The sequence below is a fragment of the Rhodococcus sp. 05-340-2 genome (genome assembly GCF_002258915.1).
GTDB lineage: Bacteria > Actinomycetota > Actinomycetes > Mycobacteriales > Mycobacteriaceae > Rhodococcoides.
In genome coordinates this window covers 166,609-185,687 of sequence record NZ_NOYU01000006.1, presented here as the reverse complement: position 1 = coordinate 185,687, position 19,079 = coordinate 166,609, and the positions used below count along the sequence as shown (strand labels likewise).

Here is a 19,079-nt window from a genome sequence, read left to right as displayed (position 1 = left end):
CGTGGCGGGTACCAGACGTCCTGCAGGGAACAATAGCGACAGTGAGCCCTTGCGGGCCATGGAAGAGCAGTGTGATCTGGTTCTCAGTCTGCGCGACGGCGGCGGCGACGCGTCCCCGGATCCGTTGTGGTCACGTCGGACGAGTCACCACCCTGCAGACCGGCCATGATCTCTGCGACGGATCGGCCGTTGGAGTGCGCTCCCGTGGCATCCTCGTCACTCGACTCCGCGCGCCTGCGACCTCGCCGGGGCGAGACGGACGTGTCCTCGGCCGATGTCTCGTAGTCGTGATCGGCCGCGAAGAACGCGTCGGCCGAGTCACGCAACGAGGCGCGAGACTCCGAGAGGGCGTCGCCGTTCGGGACCGCGTCCGATCCGTGTTCGGGCTCGGTTGCGTACTGCTCGGCCGGCTCCGATGCAGACTCCGCCGAGAACGACTCGGCCGAAAACGACTCCGTGGGATACGAACCGACCGAATCGGCCTCCGCATGCCCGGTCTCGTAGGTCTCGGTGGTGGCCTGCGGCTCGAACTCCGCCGCAGGTTCCGGTTCTGCAGCAGGTCGACGTGTCTGCTCGAAGTCGTATGCGGTGAAAGGCGAGCTGGGCGGCGTGACGCGTCCCGCCGGTCTCGGAGCGCCGTAGGGACGTGCCTGCGCTGCAGGCCGCTCGAACGGTTCCTCGGCTGCGTCGGAGGCGTCCGTGTCGTAACTCGTCTGCTCGAACGAATCCTCGTCGTACGGATCCTGAGCCGACTCGGCAGCCACCGGCGGCGCTACCGAAGCCGTGGCTTGCGGCATCTCGTCCGGATCCTCGGGGTACACCACCGACGTCTCCGCCGTGACCGGCTCGTCGTACGGAGTTCCGACGCCGTTGAGGCCGGTTCCCGGTGCCATCGAACCGTTGCCGTTCCCGCGACCGGGGACGTACAGGCCGGACGGCGCAGGTTGGTAGCTGTCGTATCCGCGTCCGCCGAGTTCTTGCATCCTCATCGCCTCGGCCCGCAGTGCGACGCGTTCGGTGGGCAGATTGCCGTCGAAGAGCACCTGCAGGTTCTGGCGGAGGGCGGCGAGTTCGTTGCGTAGCGCTGCGACCTCGTCGATCTCGAGCTGCGATTCGCCGCGAACCCGAGCTTCGACGCTCATCTCGTACTCACGTCGCGCGGAGATCTCCCGAGCCAACTGCAGCTCGTAGACCGTCTGCAGGTCCTTGGCCTTGGTCTGATCGGCGGCCGCCTCACGCCGGTACTTGGTCATCGCGAATGCACCGATCACCGCAGCCCACAGTGCCGAGAGAACACCGACCCTCATCCACTGCACGCTCTCGGTGAAGAGCAACAACACACTGGCGATGATGCCGAACACGACGAGCGCCGCGAGGAACAGCTGGCTCGCACTACGCCTCTTACGGCGCCCCTTCTTTGCGCGAGTCTGATCTGTCATGTTCACAAGGGTAACCGGCAAATCGTTCGCAAATAGTCATCCTCGACCGATCACTTACACAACCGAGGTAACAATCAAATGTTTCGGGCGTTACCGAGAACGCTCGTCGTCATTGTCTTTCGGGGTCCGGCAGCACTGCTCGAGCCACACCGCGGCGGCGACGACGGCCAGTCCCGCCACGAGCGCAACGACGGCTCCGACCCGATCCGACGACGCTGCCCGCACCGTCGCCGCACGCGGCATCACGTACACCAGAAATCCGACGCACACCCCGACGACAGCTGTTCCCACCAGCATCGATGCCTTCGCCAGCACCAGCGCCCTGAACACCGTCAACGGATGCAGATCGTGCAGACCGCCGCCCACCCGATGCTCGGCGATGCGATTGCGAACGATCACCGCAGTGACCACCTGCACCACCGCGACCAGATACAACGACGCGCCGGCGTACACCGGAATCGGCGGCAACGAGCCGTAGAAGACTCGAACCAGCAGCCACGTGCCGATCGAGGCGACCAGGAAAAGACCCAGGACATCCCAGACCTTGGTGGGATTGGTCACCACAGGCAATCACCGCTGCCGTCGAGACGTACGACTCCGGCCCGCTCCTCCGCACTCGATCGCGCGAGCAACTCGGACACCGGCACGTCGTCGTCGCCGACGCGCAGGGTTGCGTCCGGTTCGACGTCCAGCCAGGGCAGCAGGACGAACGCTCGTTCGTGTGCGCGCGGGTGCGGAAGGATCAAACGAGGGTCGTCGCTGATCACGTCTTCGCACACGATCACGTCGACGTCGAGGCTCCGCGGCCCCCACCGCTGCACTCGGACGCGATCGGCCGCCTCTTCGAGGCGCTGACCGAAGTTCAACCAATCCCAGGCGTCGAAACCGTCGTCCTCGGCCACCACCACGGCATTGAGGAAGTCCTGCTGCTCGACGCCACCCCAGGGTGCGGAGCGGTACACCGGCGAGCAGACAACCAGCCGCGAACCCAATTCGGCTGTGACAGAGCGTAAGTGGGCGAGCGAATCACCGATGTTGCTGCCGATGGACAGCACCGCACGGGTCACGGCCGCTCCCGGTACGCCACCACGGCAACGTCCCCGAACGTCAGCGGAATGGGGGCCGACGGCTTGTGCAGCACCACTTCCACCGCCTCGACACGCGAGTCGTACGCCAACACGACCTCGGCGATCTCGGCCGAGACAGTCTCGATCAGATCCCTGGACGGGCCCGCGACGACGGCGGCAGCGTGCTCGGCCAGTTCTCCGTAGTGCAGCGTTCGGGTCAGATCGTCGGTCTCGGCCGCGGGACGCAGGTCCATCCACACGGTGATGTCGACGACGAAGTCCTGCCCGTCTCGCTTCTCGAAGTCGAAAACCCCGTGATTGCCGCGCACCGTCAGGCCACGCAGCTCGATGCGGTCGCCGCGCCGCGTCCCTGCGCCGACGTGGCTGTTGATCTCGCTCATGCTCGATCACCCTGCCATGCCCGTACGACGGCGACCGCGTCGAGTGATGCGCGGGCGTCGTGCACTCGCACACCCCACGCTCCCCCGGCGACGGCGAGCGCCGACACCACCGCCGTGGCGACCTCACGTCCGTCCGGTGGCCGCGGAGAACCGTCGGCGTCCGCCAACAGCGACCCGAGAAAGCGCTTACGGGAAGCACCGACGAGAACGGGGAACCCGGCCGACACCAGGTCGGGAAGGCCACGCAGCAGTTGCCAGTTGTGATCGGCGTTCTTGGCGAATCCGAGGCCGGGGTCGAGCACGAGCATCGCCGGGTCCACTCCCGCCGCCACTGCGTGATCGACCTGTTCGAGCAGCTCGCTGCGAACGTCGGCGACCACGTCGTCGTATCGATCGGCCGGACCTGAGTGCCGGTATTCGGATCCGGCGGCTCGCCAATGCATCAGGATCCACGGCAATCCACCGTCCGCGACCACCCCGGCCATGTTCGGATCCGCCCGACCGCCCGAGACGTCGTTGACGATCGAGACCCCGGCGTCGATCGCGGCCTCGGCGACCGAGGCGCGCATCGTGTCGACGCTGGTGGCCACCCCTGCTGCGGCCAGCGCGGCGATGACCGGCACGACGCGCTGCGCTTCGAGGGTCGGATCGATCCGGTCGGCTCCGGGACGCGTCGACTCACCACCGACATCGACGATGTCGACTCCGCGACGATGCATCGCCAGGCCGTGTTCGACGGCGGCCTCGACATCGAGGTATCGACCGCCGTCGGAGAACGAATCGGCAGTGACGTTCAGGACACCCATGACGACGGGTGCCGGGGGGATACTCCGCGCCGGGCTCATCGGGAATCGACCGGCCGCGTCATTTCCGCAGAATCAGGTCCAGAGCTTCCGAACGCGATGCCGCGCTGGACTGCAGCAGACCCCGCACCGCCGAGGTGGTGGTGCTGGCACCGGGCTTGCGAATCCCGCGCATGGCCATGCACAGGTGCTCGGCCTCGATCACGACGATTGCACCGCGCGGGTCGAGCTTGCGCATCAACGCGTCGGCGATCTGGCTGGTCAGACGCTCCTGCACCTGCGGACGCTTGGCGTACATGTCCACCACGCGCGCGAGCTTCGACAGGCCGGTGACCTTGCCGCTCTTGCCCGGGATGTAGCCGACGTGTGCGACGCCGTGGAACGAGACCAGGTGATGCTCGCACGTGGAGAACATGGGGATGTCGCGGACGAGGACCAGTTCCTGGTGTCCCTCGTCGAACGTCGTGTTCAGCGCCGTGTCCGGGTCGGTGTAGAGCCCGGCGAAGATTTCGCGGTAGGAGCGCGCGACGCGGGCCGGGGTGTCGAGCAGACCTGGACGGTCGGGATCCTCGCCGACGGCGATCAACAGCTCACGTACGGCGGCCTCGGCGCGAGGCTGGTCGAAGACCGCACCGGTGGCGTAGGCCACTGTCTGTTCCACTGCCCGTTGCTGCGCTGCTGGGACTTCTGCCGAGTCGTTCGACGACTCGTCGGTCCGGTTGACTGACACGAGAACGTACCTCCGGTTGGGCTCCGCGAATGTGACAGCTGGGCCGAACTGCACCTGTTCTTCGCAGAGCAGCTGCGCCGACCTACAGCACGGTTCGAACGACGGACTGGGCCGACCGAAACGGTCGACCCAGTCAGCCTAATGACCGACCTAGCGGTACGAGCCGCCCGGTCCTTCCCAGCGTTGCGTGCGCGGACCTTCGTCGCCGTCGTCCTCGGCTCGCTCGTCTCGACGCGAGTCCTCGGGCGCGCTGTTCGAGGGACGATCGTCTCCGGGCAGCGGGTAGCTCTGCGATGGAGTCGGAACCTCCCAGGTGGGAGGCGACGCCTCGGCCGGTGCAGCATCGTCCCGGTTCTGGCCGTACGGCGGCTCGTGCCGAGAGGTACGACCCTGGTCCCGAGCGTCCGGCCGGAACGGATCCGGCTGATACTGCGGCGACTGATATTCCGGCGGTTGGTTCGACGGCGGTTGGTTCGACGGCGCAGCGGTCGGCGGCTGATATGCCTGCGGCTGCTGATAGGTGGGGTGCTGTCGGTACGTCGGCGGCTGTCCCTGCGGCGGCTCGTACCGGCTCTGATCCGGTCGATCCGATTCCGGCTGCTCGCGATTCGGTTGATTCGCAGCCGGCGGCATGGTCGGTCCCTGGTAACGGGGAACCGAGGACTGGTCACGCGGAGGCCATCCCGGAGCCGACCATCCTGCCGGGGCACCGTAATCGGGACGCGAGCCCTGACTGGGGCCGCTCGGGCGAGGTTCCTGCCTGCGGTAGCCCTCGGAGTACCCACCCCCGTTGGGAGCACCTCCGTTGGCCGGGCCACCGTAACCTCCGTTCGGTCCGCCGTTGTAGCCACCGCCGTTGAAACCGCCGGTGGTGGGGGCGCTGCGTCGACCGTCACCGTTGTTCGGCGCATTGACGTCCCCGGTGCCCGGCGATCCGTTGACCGGGCCACCGTTCGACGGAGCGCCATTGGTGGGGGCACCGTTGGTGGGCGCGCCGTTGGTGGGGGCACCGTTGTATCCGTTGCTCCCGTTCGGGTAGCCACCCTTGCTCAGCTGCGGCGAACCGGCGTAGCTGGGCTGCGGAAACTGTTGCGGCGGAAGCTGCTTCGGGGCCGGCGGCACCGGAGGCCACGGCTCGCCGCGCTCGGCGGCGAGTTCGCGGGGCGTCTTGACCGGCGGCTTGTCCGAGGGCTTGCGATCACCGAAGTCGTTGAACAGGGTGATGCGCGGCCGCTTGGTGACGCTGTGGAAGATCTTCTCGAGGTCCTTGCGGGTGAGCGTCTCGCGTTCGAGCAGCTCGGAGGCAAGGGTGTCGAGCAGGTCGCGGTACTCGTTGAGGATGGCCCACGCCTCGGTGTGCGCGGCCTCGATGAGCTTGCGCACCTCCTCGTCGATCTCACGGGCGACCTCGTGCGAGAAGTCGGACTGCTGGCCCATCGAACGGCCGAGGAACGGGTCGCCCTGTTCCTGCCCGTACCGAACCGCGCCGAGCTTGCTGCTCATGCCGTACTCGGTGACCATCGCGCGAGCGATCTTGGTGGCCTGGTCGATGTCCGAGGACGCACCGGTGGTCGGCTCGTGGAAGACGAGCTCCTCGGCCGCGCGGCCACCCATGGCCATCACGAGGCGAGCGATCATCTCCGACCGCGTCATCAGGCCCTTGTCGTCCTCGGGCACGGTCATCGCGTGGCCGCCGGTGCGACCGCGAGCGAGGATGGTGACCTTGTAGACGGGCTCGATGTCGGGCATCGCCCATGCCGCGAGAGTGTGGCCACCCTCGTGGTACGCGGTGATCTTGCGCTCGTGCTCACTGATGATGCGGCTCTTGCGGCGCGGGCCACCGACGACACGGTCCACCGACTCCTCGAGGGACGCCTCGGTGATGACGGTGCCGTTCTCGCGAGCGGTGAGCAGTGCGGCCTCGTTGATGACGTTGGCCAGGTCGGCACCGGACATTCCGACGGTTCGCTTGGCGAGACCTTCGAGGTCGGCGTCCTGGGCGACCGGCTTGCCCGCCGAGTGCACCTTGAGGATCGCCCGACGGCCGGCCAGGTCGGGGGCACCGACCGGGATCTGCCGATCGAAGCGGCCGGGACGCAACAGCGCGGGGTCGAGGATGTCGGGGCGGTTGGTCGCGGCGATGAGGATCACGCCGGTGCGCTCACCGAAGCCGTCCATCTCGACGAGGAGCTGGTTGAGCGTCTGTTCGCGCTCGTCGTGACCGCCGCCCATGCCTGCGCCGCGCTGGCGACCGACGGCGTCGATCTCGTCGACGAAGATGATGCAGGGGCTGTTCTGCTTGGCCTGCTCGAACAGGTCGCGCACTCGGGACGCGCCGACACCGACGAACATCTCGACGAAGTCCGAGCCGGAGATGGTGAAGAACGGCACGCCTGCCTCGCCTGCGACGGCGCGCGCGAGCAGCGTCTTGCCGGTTCCGGGAGGGCCGTACAGCAGCACGCCGCGCGGAATCTTGGCACCGAGCGCCTGGTAGCGCGCCGGGTTCTGCAGGAAGTCCTTGATCTCGTAGAGCTCTTCGACTGCCTCGTCTGCACCTGCGACATCGGCGAAGGTGGTCTTGGGCATGTCCTTCGTCAGCTGCTTGGCCTTGGACTTACCGAAGCCCATGACGCCACCGCGTCCGCCACCCTGCATGCGGCTCATCACGAAGATGATCACGCCGAGGATCAGCACCATCGGCAGGATCAGCAGCAGGAACGAGCTGAACCAGCTCTCCTGGGTGACGGTGGTGTTGTAGCTCGTCAGACCCTGTGAGTCGACCTTGTCGAAGATCTGCTCGGACGCCGAGTCCGGGTACTTCGCAATGATCTGAGTTTCGTTGCCCGAGGCCTCGTTGGCCTCTTTGAGCGTCAGCCGAATCTGTTGTTCGCGGTCGTCGATCTGCGCGGACTCGACGTTGCGGTCGTCGAGCTGGGCGATCGCCACCGAGGTGTCGACCGTCTTCCAGTCCCGCGTGTCGTTACCGAAGTAACTGAAGGCATAGATCACCAACAGAATGCCGAAAACGATGGCAAGATTTCGTATTACTGTCTTCCGATTCATACAGCTTCAGCCGAGTCGGCCGTGTCCTTTCAGTCCGCTCCCGCGCGCTGGCTGCTCCCTGCCCGCCGGATACTCCAGGCTAGCGCGAGACTCGGACATCTGACTCGCTCATACCTGGCGCTGTGCGTCCACGCACCTGTTTGCGTCGACGCTTCTACCCCTCCAACGACTGCACTCCCCCGGCAGTTCCCCACCTCTTGGGCACCCTATCCGCATCGATGGACCATTGCATACGTCTCGGCGCGGCAATGGTCCATTCACGCGAACGGGGCGGACCGAAGGAACGGACTCAGCTGTAGACCTTGGGATCGAGCAGGCCGATGTACGGCAGATCCCGGTAGCGCTCGTTGTAGTCGAGGCCGTAGCCGACGACGAATTCGTTGGGGATGTCGAAGCCCACGTTCGCGACCTCCACGTCGACCTTGATGGCGTCGGGCTTGCGCAACAACGTCACCACCGACAACGAGGCGGGCGAGCGCGTCGCGAGGTTGCGCTTGAGCCAGCTCAGGGTCAGTCCGGAGTCGATGATGTCCTCGACGATCAGCACGTGGCGTCCGGTGATGTCGCGGTCGAGGTCCTTGAGAATCCGGACGACGCCCGACGACGAGGTGGACGAACCGTAGGAGCTGACCGCCATGAACTCGAGCTGCGCCGGGATGGGCAGTGCGCGCGCGAAGTCGGTCATGAACATGATCGCGCCCTTGAGGACGCCGACCAGGAGCAGGTCACCTTCCGGCGAGCCTTCGGGATACCGCTGGGCGATCTCTTCTGCGAGTTCCGCAGTGCGTGCTTTGATCTGTTCCTCGGAAATGAGAACCGATTCGATGTCGCCCTCGTACACGGGGTTTCCCTTCATTCGTTCTCCAGGCCGACGCTCAGCCTGCCATGTCGACGCGAGCACACCAACCTGGCGTCGGGCGTTCCGCCTGGCAGCGCAACCCCGCCCTGGCCGGTCCACCGTCCGACGAGGGCATCGACGGCCCGGATCTGCCGGTCGGTCAGGGACGTCACACCCCTGCCGAGCAACCATCGGCGCAGTACTCGCCGGCGAACTGCGGGATCGAGCGGGTCGAGCGCCGCGACCGCGAGGTCCGGTGAATCGGCGTCCACGACCGATTCGGCCATCGCGTCGAGCACCCGGCCGTCCTCGCGCAACTGCTCGGCCGTCCGCGCGAGCGCCGCGGCGACACCACCGCCGAGCACGTCCTCGAGCAAGGGCAGCACCTCGTGACGCAACCGCACCCGAGTGAAATCGGTGTCGGTGTTATGCGGATCCTCGAACGGCTCGACCCCCAGCTCGACGCAGGCAGCTCGGGTCACGCTGCGTCGAACCCCGAGCAGCGGCCGACCCCAGGGCGCATCGAATGCCGCCATGCCTGCGATCGACCGCGGTCCCGATCCGCGCCCCAATCCGAGCAGCACCGTTTCGGCCTGGTCGTCGAGGGTGTGCGCCACCAGCACCGACGCGTCGCCGCGGGCCCGGTTCAACGCGTCGTACCTGGCTCTGCGGGCGGCCGCTTCCATCCCTCCCGAACCGGTCACCTGCACCGTCAGAACACGTGCGTCATCGACGCCGAACTCGAGGGCACGCGCCGCCGCGATCGAGGCCACCTCGGCAGAGCCGGCCTGCAGACCGTGATCGACGATCAACGCCCGCACGTTCGGAGCCTCGGCCACGGTCGCTGCGGTCAGGGCCAACGAATCCGCTCCACCGGACAATGCGACGACCACCGGCCCAGGATGCACCGACAACCAACCCCGAACCGCGTGCCTGATCTCCAGCAGAGCAGGCCCTTCAGGCATTCGTGGTCGTTCCGCAGGCTCCACTCCCTCAGGCAGGAGCACTAGCCCAGAACTCGGGCGATCCAGGCGTCGGGGTCCTCGATCTCCGACAGCAACGGCAGGGTGTCGGGCCCGGTCCACACGGTGTTGAAGCGTTCCATCCCCACCGTGGCGACGACGTGATCGACGAATGCCTTGCCGCGCACGTACTGCGCCATCTTCGCGTCCATGCCGAGCAGTGCCCGGATGACGCGTTGAAGTGGATTCACCTTGCGTTGCCTGCGCTGATCGAACGCACCGCGAATCTGCGTCACGGTCGGCACGACGGCCGGTCCGACGGCGTCCATCACGTGGTCGGCGTGGCCCTCGAGCAGTGTGCCGAGCACCAGGAGTCGGTCGATGGCGTCGCGCTGAGGCTGCGGCTGGGTGGCGCGCAGCAGTCCGACGATGCCTGCGTCCTCGGACTTGGACGACCCGCCCGGATTCTTTCGGGCCTTCAGCGCGCCGGTGAGCCGGTTGGCGACATCGGAGAGCGGCTCGTCGGTGCCGTCGGAGAGGACCCCCACGTTCTCGCGCATGTAGCCGCCGAGCCACGGAGCGGAGGAGAACTGCACTCGATGGGTCACCTCGTGCAGGCACACCCACAGGCGGAAGTCGCTGGGCGACACACGAAGTGCACGCTCGACGGCAATCACGTTGGGCGCGACGAGGAGCAGGGTTCCGTTCTCGCCCGTGAACGGGTCGTACTGTCCGAGAATGGCGCTGGACAGGAAGGCCAGCATCGCTCCGGCCTGCAGTCCGGCCGGCTTCCCGCCGAGCAGCCCGGACGGCGGCGTACCGTCGTCGTCTCCGGTCAGGTGCTTCATCGACGCCGCGGCCGCAGCGATCCAGCCGGCACGGTCGACCACCTGGGCGTCGGGCACGGGGAGTCCGTCGGCCAGGCCGGTGGTCTCGCGCACCGGCCCCTCGGCCCGAATGGATGCGGCCGCAAGCTCTTCCACGGCTGCAGCGGCGGTGTAGCGCGAGGTGGCCGGACCCGGGCGGGCCAGCTTGGCTCCGGCCTTGGCTGCCACGGACCAGTCGACGGCACCGGCGAAACCGGAGGTGGCTTCGCTGTCGTCGGTCTTCGCTGCTGCGTCCGTGTTCACTGGCAACCACACAATCTCAGGGTCGATGCGACGGCATCGAGGGCGGGGCGACTGACGTCGGGTGGCCGGTCGTTGGACATCAGAGCGAAGGTCAGGATCCGGCCGTCGACGTCGACGACATATCCCGCCAAAGCGCTTGCGGCAGAAAGGGTCCCGGTCTTGGCGCGAACCCAGCCCGCTCCGGTCCGATTCCCCGAGGCGTACCGATCCGTCAGGGTTCCGGTGGCACCCGCGACGGGAAGGTAGTCGAGCATCGGACGCAGCGCCGGCTGCTCGGTTCCGGCGGCCGAGGTCAACACCTGATCGAGCAGCCTGGCCGGAATCTTGCCGTCGACCGACAGCCCGCTGGCGTCCTCGAGCAGGAGTCCGGCCATGTCGAAGCCTGCGGAATAGAGGGTCTGCCCGATCGCGGCCACTGCACCGGAAAAGCTTGCGGCCGTGTTCATCTCCAGCGAGAGTTCGCGTCCGACGGCCTCGGCGAGGACGTTGTCGGACCGATAGATCATCTGCTGCAAGCGGTTTCGCAGCGGAGCGGATTCGACGGATGCGATCTGATCGGCCCCGTCGGCTGCCTTGCCGGTGGTCACCACGGCAGGGTCGACGCCCAGCCCCGCGGCCAGCGCGCGGCCCGCGTCCAGTGCCGGGGTGGTGCTGCGCGGCGATTCGTCGACGAGTGGGTCCGATCTTCCGCCGTCGAGCATGATCGGTTCGATCGGCGTGATCGAACCAGCGGCGATGTCGGCGGGAAACCAGCCCTGCGCCATCGTGTCACCGGAATAGATCGAGGTGTCGACGGCGATGCTGCGCACCACGGTTCCGCTGCGCCGAATCTGCTCGACCAGGTCGTCGATGCGCGCCGCGCCGGGATAGAACCCGTCGGTTCCGACCGGCAGCGCGGTGAGTGTCGGGTCGCCGCCCGCGATCAGCACGATGTTGCCCTCGCCGCTTCCCTGGACCACGCGGGTGGTGACGCGGTGATCCGCCGGGAGCGCGAGCATCGCAGCCGCCGCGGTGAGCACCTTGGTGGTCGAGGCAGGCGTCATCGGAGTGTCGGGGTTCTGGGACCAGAGCACCTGGCCGGTCTGCGCGTCGGCGACGGTTCCGGTGAACGTGCCGAGGGCGGGATCGTCGACCACCTGGGCGAGCGCAGCTGCCAGACCTGCCGCGTTCGGCATCGGTGCCGATTCCGGGAACGGAGTGATCGCCGGGTCGGGCAGCACGGTGTCGGGTGGCGGCTCGATCGCGGTCTCGGCACCGTCGGACACCGACGGCAGCACCAGCGCTGCGGTCGTCACGGCGAGGATCACCACGAACACGGCACACAGCGTCAGGATCATGCGCTTCTTCCTGCGCCGTCGACCCGCTGTGGGGCCGAGAAACCGCCGTGTCAGCCCCGCCATTGTTCCTCCGTATCTGCCGTGGTCGTACCCACGATCGTTCAGTCAACAGTATCCTCGGGTCCGGTAGCCTTGCGCCGCCACCATCGACACATTCGCAACGACTCGAGCCGTTTCGGCTCGACGAAGACAGTGAGGACTGCACGTGCCGTTCGACGTCACCATCGAGATCCCCAAGGGGCAGCGCAACAAGTACGAGGTAGACCACGTCACCGGACGTGTTCGCCTCGACCGCTACCTCTACACCGCGATGGCGTATCCAGCCGATTACGGCTTCATCGAGAACACGCTCGGCGAGGACGGCGATCCCCTCGACGCACTGGTGCTGCTGCCGGAGTCGGTCTTCCCCGGTGTCATCGTCGAGGCCCGCCCCGTGGCGATGTTCAAGATGGTCGACGAAGCAGGCGGCGACGACAAGGTTCTGTGCGTCCCGGCAGGCGATACCCGTTGGGATCACATCCAGGATCTGAGCGACGTCTCGACGTTCGAGCTCGACGCGATCAAGCATTTCTTCGTCCATTACAAGGATCTCGAACCCAACAAGCACGTCACCGGGGCAGACTGGGTTGGCCGCGCCGAGGCCGAGGCCGAAATCGCTGCGTCGTTCAAGCGCTTGACGGACAATCCGGGTCACTGATCGTTTCGGCACCACACCTCGTCTCGGCCGTGCGCCGACGAAACATAGTTTGGGGAGACGTATGACCGACAGCACTTCCAACGGTGATCGGCGCAATCTCGATTCGCGACCGATCTCGGATCCGACGCAGTTTCCCGATCTGCCGGTAACGGTCGTCCTCGACCGGATCCCGGTGCCGATCCTCGCGGTCGATCCCACCGGTGCCATCGTGTTCGCGAACGAGGCCTTCGACGATCTGTTCGGTCTCGACCGCAGCGAGCGGGAGGACTTCCACCTGCACGACATCTTCCCCGACCGGGCACCGGAGGGCGTCAACGTCGCGGACATGTTCCTCACGACGGTGGCCACCCGCGCGGATTCTCTGTGGCGGATGACCGACAAGACCGGCGATATCGTGCAGGTGCGCGCCAGCAAGTCGATCCTGCGCCGCACCGAGGACACCATCGTTCTCGTGGCGTTGGAGGACTTCACCGATCAGTTGTGGAACGACCCCAAGAGCGCTTTGCGCTGACGCACGGCACACGTTCTTCCCCGAACGTCGAACGGTGTACGCCTGCGAATCATTCGCCGGCGTACACCGTTGCTCTGTTTCCGCCCGCGTGCTTGGACTCGTACATGGCCGTGTCGGCGTCGAGCAGCACGTTGTGGACCAGGTCGGCACCGTCACCGGACTCGGCGGCGGCGAACCATCGGCCGCCGTCCAGCAGGGCCACCCCGACACTGACCGTCACCGGTACGTCGTCGGCTGGGTCGTGAATGGACTCGAGAATCTCGTGGGCGATCCTGTGCGCGGCGGCATCGTCGACCGGTAGCGCGATCGTGAACTCCTCACCGCCGGTACGTGCCACACACGGCCGTCCGCCCGTGACCGCGTTGAGCCTGCGGGCCGTACGGCGCAGAACCCGATCACCCGCTGCATGGCCGTAGGTGTCGTTGACTCGTTTGAACTGATCGAGATCGACCACCATGAGCGCGACCGAGCGTTCCTCGTCCAGCGAGTTCATCATGCGTTGCAGCCGCAATTCCAGGCCGCGTCTGTTGAGCAGTCCGGTCAGCGAGTCCGTGTTGGCGAGATCGAGCTGACGCTGGATCACTGCCCGGAACGCGAGCACCGAGTTGACCACCAACAGCGTGGCAAGAGTTCTGGCGACGGTCGAAGCCAGGTCGTGTGTGTCCTCGGCGAATGCCAGTGCTGCCAGCGCCACGACCACTGCGTTGACGAACAGCATGTGGAATTCGAGTACTCGGCGCCGGGAGAAGTAGACGATGTAGATGCCGATCACCGCGAACAGTGCCGCCACATTCAGTGCGAGGTCTCGGCCTGCGAAGGTGAGCAGCATCGCCGCGACGCCCACGTCGGCGTACACCACGAACCATCCGGGCATGTGCGACACGTCCGCCGAGCGAAGAAACCACCACGCCCCCACCGGAACGGTCGAGATCAGCACCAGTGTGCAGGCGATTTTGGCCGCATTGCCTTCGGGTCCGTCGGCGGAGAACATCGCAATGACCCCGATCAGACCGAACGACGGAACCAGGGCGGCGATTCCCAAGGCGACGAATCGTTCGAGCCGCACCGAGCCTGGTCGAGGCCCGTTCACCCGTCTGTGCGGCGGTCGATCGCGATCGAATGGCACCGCGTTCCCCTCCGTCCGTTCTGACTGTTCGGGCGAGCATGCGGACCTGTGCGGCGGCCGGTCGACGAGCGTGTCAGGTAGCGCGATCGTTCATTTGCGCATCAGACGTTACCGGCGCGCCGCTCGGGCAGGTCCGGCCTGATCGTTTCGTAATCGGTCAAGAAGCGATCGAGCAACGCGACCAGCGATTCTCTGTCCTCCCGTGTCCACCCCTCGATGACTCGTCCGAGATTGTCGGTTCGTCGATGCTGGATCGCCGCCGCCGCTTCCCGACCCGACTTCGTCACCGCGAGCACGAATGCTCGACCGTCACGTTCGTCGGGCAGCCGCTCGACATGCCCCCGTTCGACCAGCTGAGCCACCTGCCTGCTCACCGTCGACGGATCGGAATTCACCATCGCGGCGAGTTCACTGGACCGCATCGGTCCGTCGCGCAGGAGCCTGAACAAGCATACGTACGCAGCGCCGTCCACACCTCCCGAGGACGAGATCGCAGCGATGTTGCGCTCACGCAGGCGTTGCAGCCGAACCAGCTGTGTGCCCAGTTCCTCGGCGAACTCGACCACGTCAGTTACCGGTGAACTGCGCCGGTCGCTTCTCGAACACCGAGGTGATCGCCTCGGTGAGGTCGTGCGAGGCGAGGAAGGCGGCGTTCCAGGCCGCGACGTAGCGAAGCGAATCGTCGACGCTGGAGGAGCGAGAATGATCCAGCACCGTCTTGATGCCCTGCACCACCAGAGGCGGATTGGCAGCGATGGCGGCGGCGCATTCGCGAGCGGCGGCGAGGGCGGCGTCGTGGTCCTCGAACACGTCGTTGACCAGGCCGATCTTCTCGGCGCGCGCGGCGTCGATGTCCTTGCCGGTCAATGCGAGCTCACGCAGGTGGCCGTCACCGATGATCGCGGGGAGACGGGCCAGAGAACCCATGTCGGCGACGATCGCGTCCCGCACCTCGCGCACGCTGAACTTCGCATCGGCGCTGGCGTATCGCACGTCGGCGGCGGTGATGAGGTCGACGCCACCGCCGATGCACCAGCCTTGGATCGCAGCGACGACGGGCTTGCGGCAGTCCGCGACGGCGTTGATCGCTTTTTGCATCGTCTTGATGGTGTCGTGGAAGGACGTCCGAGGACCGGCCAGCGCCTGGTCTGCCATCAGAGGACCGAACGTTCCGGCCATCGCGGCCAGATCCAGACCGTAGGTGAAGTTCTTGCCGGAGCCGGCGAGCACCACTGCCCGAACCTCGGGATCGGCGTCGAGCTGCGCGAACAGCTCGGTGCTCTCGCTCCAGAAGTCGGGGCCCATTGCGTTGCCCTTGCCGGGCCCGAGAAGTGTCACTTGCGCGATGTGGTCCGCGATCTCCACGGAGAAGGCTTTCCAGGTTCGTTCCGTCATGCCTGCGAGCCTAGCGGCAGCGTCGCACATTCCCGCACCGCATGTTACGGCGCGTAACGTCTGCGCTAAGTCCCTGCTCAGCTCTGGTACATACGCCTGATCGAGCCCATCATCGACTCATGCTGATGCATCAGGGACTCGGCCTGGAGACGTTCAACGATCTGCCGCGCCGCAAGGCGGTGCATGCGCTGTACGCGTGCTGTTGCTCGGTGGCGTGGGCGTCCAGGGTGGCGGACGGCCGCAGGTATCGCTCTCGAACAGACCTGTTCACGGCAGGCGACGCCGAACTCACCGAACTCTCGGACGGCGATGTGGATTCGCTCGCCGCGACACTGCCGGAGCCGAGCAAGGTGTGCGCGGCCATGGATTCCGACACTCGCGGGGCATTGGGAACTGCCGCCAGGGCGTACGACGATCGGTTCGGCTACCCGTACGTGTCGAGTCGGTTGTTCGAGCCCGAGGGCTTCGAGCCGCGCGACATCCTGGTTGATCTGGGCCATCGTCTCGACAACGACGACCAGACCGAGCGCAAGATCATGCGCGACGAGATGTCGAAGATCAACCACATCCGACTGGATCGCATGCTGGGGCCAGAGGGCGGCTGGCCGCAGTACTGACCGTCGGCAACCGAACCGGGGTCAGCCGAACAGACCGACGACGCGACCGATCAGGCCACCCGCGATCAGGATCGCCAGCAACACCACCACGCAGATGATGACGATCGGCATCACGCGGCTGCGCTGCGGCGGTTCGTGGTTGGGGCCGCCGATTCCCGTTTCGGCGGGCGGGGTGTCTCCAGGCGTGACGCTGCCTCCCGCTTCGAGTCCTGCGGTGACGTCGGGATCCGGATTCTGAGCATTCATCTGCCCCGGTTACCCGGTGCGGTGTCCCTCAATCGAGATGTGCCCTAGCTATCGCTCCCGCGAACAATTCCGACACCGCGTCGGCGATGACTCCCTCGTCGATTTCCTCCGGGTCCACCGAATGTTCGACGGCCAATCCGGAGATCAATGCCGCCAGTGACGTCGCGAGGCGTCGGGCATCGAAGTTCTCGCCGACGCCCCAGTCGTCTGCTCGCTCGGCGATGAGGCGTTCGAGCTCGAGCCGCAATGCTCGACGGTCGGTGCGGTAGCGCTCGGCGACGGCCGGGTCGCGTCCGGCGAGGATGCCGAACTCGACGGTCAACAGCGGCCATCGAGGTTCGGCGACCACCCAGGACGCGATCTCTCCACCGCCGGCTCCAGCTGCCGCGCCGGGGTCCAGATCGGAAATATGGGCCAGCACGCGGGCGGCGAGGTCGAGGGAGCGCCGGGCGAGCAGTTCGGCGAAGAGCGCTTGTTTGGACTCGAAGTTGGAGTAGACGGCCCCCTTGGTGAAGCCGGCCCGGTCTGCGATGTCGGTGAGTTTGGCTGCGGCATAGCCACGTTCGGTGAATTCGTCGGCGGCTGCGGCGAGCAGCCGGTCCCGTACGTCGGTGCGTTGGGGTCGTCGCCGGTCCTGTGTCGACCCCCACTTTTCTTGCTCGTCGGCATTCACGATACCTAGAGTATTGAATACCTCGGGTATCGACAAGATTCAGGAGTCACCCATGCGCAAGATGTCACTGCTCGCCGCCGCGGTGCTGGTCCTTCAGCTCGGCTTCATCCTCAGCTACGTCTCGGCGTTCCATCAGCCGACTCCGCACGCGATCCCCATCGCGGTGGTCACCGAGGCCGGCCTCCCCGAAGGACTGGACCGACAGACCGCCGACCGCCTCGACGCCATCGACGGCACTCCGCTCGAGGCGCGCACCGCGGCCGATACCGCGGAGGTCCGTTCGCTGCTCCGCGATCGAGACATTCTCGGGGCCTACGTCGTCGGTGCCGACGGAACGGACACCCTCATCACCGCGAGCGCGGCGGGCAGTTCCGTGGCCACCGCGCTGGAATCGATCTTCACCGAGGTCGACGCCGCGCAGGGTCGCCAGTTCGTGGTCCGAGACGAGATTCCGGTCGGCGTGCACGACAACCGAGGGCTGTCCGGCTTCTACCTCTCGGTCGGCTGGGTCGTCGGCGGATACCTGCTGGCCGCCGCCTTCGGATTGCTCATCGGCGCACCGACCTCGCGCCGCGAAACCGGCGTCCACGTCGGCATTCTCGCGGTGTACTCGGCCGCATCGGGTGCGCTCGGAGCCTTCCTCACCACTCATGTCCTGGAAACCTTTGCCGGCCACTGGTTTCCGCTCACCCTGCTGGGTACCGCGGTGGTCTTCGCCACCGGATTGTTCACCATGGGCCTGCGCGCACTGATCGGCGTCGCCGCGGTTCCCGCCGCGATCGTCCTCTTCGTGATCCTCGGAAACCCGAGCGCAGGAGGCGCTTTCGGGGCCGATGTCCTACCGTCGCTCTACGCGTCGATCGGTCGGTGGATCACCCCGGGCATCGGCACCGAGGGCGTGCGCAGCATCGTGTACTTCTCGGGCACGGGACTGGGGCAGCCTGCACTGGGCCTGACGCTCTACGTCGTGATCGGCGCGCTGCTGATGGTTGCGGCGTCCCTGCGGCGTCGGTCTGCACACAACCCGGTGAGCTCACGCGAGACCAGTAAAGTGTGATCCCATGACCTCCACCTTCCCGTTGCCACTGCCCGATCTCGCCGTCCGCACACTCGGAGGCGCAGTCGTGTGGGCGAACGACGAGACGTTCGCGGAGAAGGAGAATCTGGTCAGGCCGGGTAAAGCCGACTATTCGACGGCGACGTTCGGGCACAAGGGTCAGATCTACGACGGGTGGGAGACGCGACGCCGACGCGAGGCCGGCTACGACGAGGCGATCGTGCGTCTCGGAGCGCCCGGGGTCGTCTCGGCGGTCGTCGTCGACACCGCATGGTTCACCGGAAACTATCCGCCGGAGATTTCGATCGAGGCCGCCGAGGTCGACGGATTTCCGTCACCGGAGGAGCTGCACGCCCAGACCGAATGGACCACCATCGTCCCGCGCAGCCCGGTCAACGGCGACAGCGAGAACAGGTTCGCCGTTGCCTCCGATGCGCGGTGGACGCACGTGAAACTGTCGATCTATCCCGACGGCGGAGTGGCGCGGTTGCGGGTGCTGGGCCGCGGCAAGCCCGACCCCAAGTTCCTTGCTGCCGGGCCGGTCGACCTGGCTGCCCTCGAGAACGGCGCGTACGTCTCGGCGTGCTCCAACATGTTCTACAGCTCACCCAACAACCTGCTCTTCCCCGGTCCCCCGCGGTCGATGGGTGAGGGCTGGGAGACCTCGCGTCGACGCAACGACGCGAACGACTGGGTTCAGGTGCAGCTCGCCGGTACCGGGCACATCTCTCTCGCCGAACTCGACACCACCTGCTTCCTCGGAAACGCGCCGGGTGCCGCATCGCTGCGGGGCCGCCTCGGCGACGGCGAATGGATCGAACTGTTGCCGCGCACGACGCTGCAGCCGGACACCCGGCATCGTTTCGTGCTCGACCACGACACTCCGGTCTCTGAGGTGCGCATGGACATCTTCCCCGACGGCGGCATGGCGCGATTGAGACTGTTCGGTGATCTCGACACATCTGCGTAAAGAAGGCTGGGGCAATA

Annotated in this window: 21 protein-coding genes; 5 read left to right on the top strand and 16 right to left on the bottom strand. The window is 66.5% G+C overall.

Annotation, left to right across the window (positions count from 1 at the left end; all coding sequences use genetic code 11):
• Window positions 1–83 precede the first annotated feature (83 nt).
• The 11 genes from CH271_RS02300 to dacB all read right to left on the bottom strand — a co-directional run bounded on the left by CH271_RS02300 (window position 84) and on the right by dacB (window position 11,833).
• Complete coding sequence (locus tag CH271_RS02300) at window positions 84–1,439, bottom strand: DUF6779 domain-containing protein (RefSeq protein WP_176460770.1); 1,356 nt, start codon at window positions 1,437–1,439, stop codon at window positions 84–86.
• A 90-nt stretch (window positions 1,440–1,529) separates the two neighbouring features.
• Window positions 1,530–2,000, bottom strand: coding sequence for a DUF3180 domain-containing protein (locus tag CH271_RS02295; RefSeq protein ID WP_037195566.1), 471 nt, complete (start codon window positions 1,998–2,000; stop codon window positions 1,530–1,532).
• On the bottom strand, window positions 1,997–2,506 hold the full coding sequence (folK, locus tag CH271_RS02290; protein ID WP_094632494.1) for a 2-amino-4-hydroxy-6-hydroxymethyldihydropteridine diphosphokinase: 510 nt from the start codon (window positions 2,504–2,506) through the stop codon (window positions 1,997–1,999). Before folK ends, CH271_RS02295 begins: the two co-directional genes overlap by 4 nt.
• Entirely contained in the window at window positions 2,503–2,907 is a 405-nt protein-coding gene (folB, locus tag CH271_RS02285) for a dihydroneopterin aldolase (RefSeq protein ID WP_094632492.1), read from the bottom strand. Before folB ends, folK begins: the two co-directional genes overlap by 4 nt.
• A complete protein-coding gene (gene folP, locus CH271_RS02280; RefSeq protein ID WP_179274846.1) occupies window positions 2,904–3,752 on the bottom strand; it encodes a dihydropteroate synthase in 849 nt (282 codons plus the stop codon). The genes folB and folP overlap by 4 nt, the downstream gene beginning before the upstream one ends.
• 19 nt (window positions 3,753–3,771) lie before the next feature.
• Window positions 3,772–4,371: a GTP cyclohydrolase I FolE gene (folE, locus tag CH271_RS02275; RefSeq protein WP_037195562.1), complete on the bottom strand. Its 600-nt coding sequence runs from the start codon at window positions 4,369–4,371 to the stop codon at window positions 3,772–3,774.
• A gap of 219 nt (window positions 4,372–4,590) precedes the next feature.
• Complete coding sequence (gene ftsH, locus CH271_RS02270; protein ID WP_094632490.1) at window positions 4,591–7,503, bottom strand: ATP-dependent zinc metalloprotease FtsH; 2,913 nt, start codon at window positions 7,501–7,503, stop codon at window positions 4,591–4,593.
• Between the two features lie 289 nt (window positions 7,504–7,792).
• Entirely contained in the window at window positions 7,793–8,344 is a 552-nt protein-coding gene (gene hpt / locus CH271_RS02265) for a hypoxanthine phosphoribosyltransferase (RefSeq protein ID WP_032395535.1), read from the bottom strand.
• A gap of 11 nt (window positions 8,345–8,355) precedes the next feature.
• The gene (gene tilS, locus CH271_RS02260; protein ID WP_094632488.1) at window positions 8,356–9,306 is read right to left on the bottom strand and encodes a tRNA lysidine(34) synthetase TilS; all 951 of its coding nucleotides are present in this window, start codon (window positions 9,304–9,306) and stop codon (window positions 8,356–8,358) included.
• A gap of 41 nt (window positions 9,307–9,347) precedes the next feature.
• Complete coding sequence (locus tag CH271_RS02255; RefSeq protein WP_094632486.1) at window positions 9,348–10,445, bottom strand: zinc-dependent metalloprotease; 1,098 nt, start codon at window positions 10,443–10,445, stop codon at window positions 9,348–9,350.
• Entirely contained in the window at window positions 10,430–11,833 is a 1,404-nt protein-coding gene (gene dacB / locus CH271_RS02250; RefSeq protein ID WP_094632484.1) for a D-alanyl-D-alanine carboxypeptidase/D-alanyl-D-alanine endopeptidase, read from the bottom strand. The genes CH271_RS02255 and dacB overlap by 16 nt, the downstream gene beginning before the upstream one ends.
• 142 nt (window positions 11,834–11,975) lie before the next feature.
• Between dacB and CH271_RS02245 the strand changes: the two genes are divergently transcribed.
• A complete protein-coding gene (locus CH271_RS02245) occupies window positions 11,976–12,467 on the top strand; it encodes an inorganic diphosphatase (RefSeq protein WP_037195007.1) in 492 nt (163 codons plus the stop codon).
• 61 nt (window positions 12,468–12,528) lie between these two features.
• Window positions 12,529–12,978 (top strand): PAS domain-containing protein, encoded by a 450-nt coding sequence (locus CH271_RS02240; protein WP_037195005.1) that lies wholly within the window; start codon window positions 12,529–12,531, stop codon window positions 12,976–12,978.
• A gap of 49 nt (window positions 12,979–13,027) precedes the next feature.
• Here CH271_RS02240 and CH271_RS02235 read toward each other — a convergent pair whose 3' ends face one another.
• The 3 genes from CH271_RS02235 to CH271_RS02225 form a co-directional block, all read right to left on the bottom strand.
• A complete protein-coding gene (locus CH271_RS02235; protein ID WP_230596469.1) occupies window positions 13,028–14,044 on the bottom strand; it encodes a GGDEF domain-containing protein in 1,017 nt (338 codons plus the stop codon).
• A 161-nt stretch (window positions 14,045–14,205) separates the two neighbouring features.
• Window positions 14,206–14,670 (bottom strand): MarR family winged helix-turn-helix transcriptional regulator, encoded by a 465-nt coding sequence (locus CH271_RS02230; protein ID WP_094632482.1) that lies wholly within the window; start codon window positions 14,668–14,670, stop codon window positions 14,206–14,208.
• 1 nt (window position 14,671) lies between these two features.
• A complete protein-coding gene (locus tag CH271_RS02225) occupies window positions 14,672–15,499 on the bottom strand; it encodes a crotonase/enoyl-CoA hydratase family protein (RefSeq protein WP_094632480.1) in 828 nt (275 codons plus the stop codon).
• Window positions 15,500–15,618: 119 nt separating this feature from the next.
• On the opposite strand from CH271_RS02225, the gene CH271_RS02220 reads away from it, so the two are divergent.
• Window positions 15,619–16,116 carry a 2-oxo-4-hydroxy-4-carboxy-5-ureidoimidazoline decarboxylase gene (locus CH271_RS02220; protein ID WP_094632477.1) on the top strand — a complete coding sequence of 166 codons (498 nt, stop codon included), beginning with the start codon at window positions 15,619–15,621 and terminating at the stop codon, window positions 16,114–16,116.
• A 21-nt stretch (window positions 16,117–16,137) separates the two neighbouring features.
• Here the strand turns inward: CH271_RS02220 and CH271_RS02215 are convergent, their stop codons facing one another.
• Both CH271_RS02215 and CH271_RS02210 read right to left on the bottom strand, forming a co-directional pair.
• Complete coding sequence (locus CH271_RS02215; protein WP_037194997.1) at window positions 16,138–16,362, bottom strand: DUF6480 family protein; 225 nt, start codon at window positions 16,360–16,362, stop codon at window positions 16,138–16,140.
• Between the two features lie 28 nt (window positions 16,363–16,390).
• Window positions 16,391–17,035 carry a TetR/AcrR family transcriptional regulator gene (locus CH271_RS02210; RefSeq protein ID WP_230596467.1) on the bottom strand — a complete coding sequence of 215 codons (645 nt, stop codon included), beginning with the start codon at window positions 17,033–17,035 and terminating at the stop codon, window positions 16,391–16,393.
• 52 nt (window positions 17,036–17,087) lie between these two features.
• Between CH271_RS02210 and CH271_RS02205 the strand changes: the two genes are divergently transcribed.
• Both CH271_RS02205 and alc read left to right on the top strand, forming a co-directional pair.
• Entirely contained in the window at window positions 17,088–18,092 is a 1,005-nt protein-coding gene (locus CH271_RS02205; RefSeq protein ID WP_094632475.1) for a hypothetical protein, read from the top strand.
• 4 nt (window positions 18,093–18,096) lie between these two features.
• On the top strand, window positions 18,097–19,062 hold the full coding sequence (gene alc / locus CH271_RS02200) for an allantoicase (protein ID WP_094632473.1): 966 nt from the start codon (window positions 18,097–18,099) through the stop codon (window positions 19,060–19,062).
• Window positions 19,063–19,079 lie beyond the last annotated feature (17 nt).

Coding starts and splice junctions, on each gene's coding strand:
- CH271_RS02300 (WP_176460770.1), bottom strand. CDS start 1,439: ATGACAGATCAGACTCGCGCAAAGAAGGGGCGCCGTAAGAGGCGTAGT.
- folB (WP_094632492.1), bottom strand. CDS start 2,907: ATGAGCGAGATCAACAGCCACGTCGGCGCAGGGACGCGGCGCGGCGAC.
- folP (WP_179274846.1), bottom strand. CDS start 3,752: ATGAGCCCGGCGCGGAGTATCCCCCCGGCACCCGTCGTCATGGGTGTC.
- ftsH (WP_094632490.1), bottom strand. CDS start 7,503: ATGAATCGGAAGACAGTAATACGAAATCTTGCCATCGTTTTCGGCATT.
- tilS (WP_094632488.1), bottom strand. CDS start 9,306: ATGCCTGAAGGGCCTGCTCTGCTGGAGATCAGGCACGCGGTTCGGGGT.
- dacB (WP_094632484.1), bottom strand. CDS start 11,833: ATGGCGGGGCTGACACGGCGGTTTCTCGGCCCCACAGCGGGTCGACGG.
- CH271_RS02240 (WP_037195005.1), top strand. CDS start 12,529: ATGACCGACAGCACTTCCAACGGTGATCGGCGCAATCTCGATTCGCGA.
- CH271_RS02225 (WP_094632480.1), bottom strand. CDS start 15,499: ATGACGGAACGAACCTGGAAAGCCTTCTCCGTGGAGATCGCGGACCAC.
- CH271_RS02220 (WP_094632477.1), top strand. CDS start 15,619: ATGCTGATGCATCAGGGACTCGGCCTGGAGACGTTCAACGATCTGCCG.
- CH271_RS02215 (WP_037194997.1), bottom strand. CDS start 16,362: ATGAATGCTCAGAATCCGGATCCCGACGTCACCGCAGGACTCGAAGCG.
- CH271_RS02205 (WP_094632475.1), top strand. CDS start 17,088: ATGCGCAAGATGTCACTGCTCGCCGCCGCGGTGCTGGTCCTTCAGCTC.
- alc (WP_094632473.1), top strand. CDS start 18,097: ATGACCTCCACCTTCCCGTTGCCACTGCCCGATCTCGCCGTCCGCACA.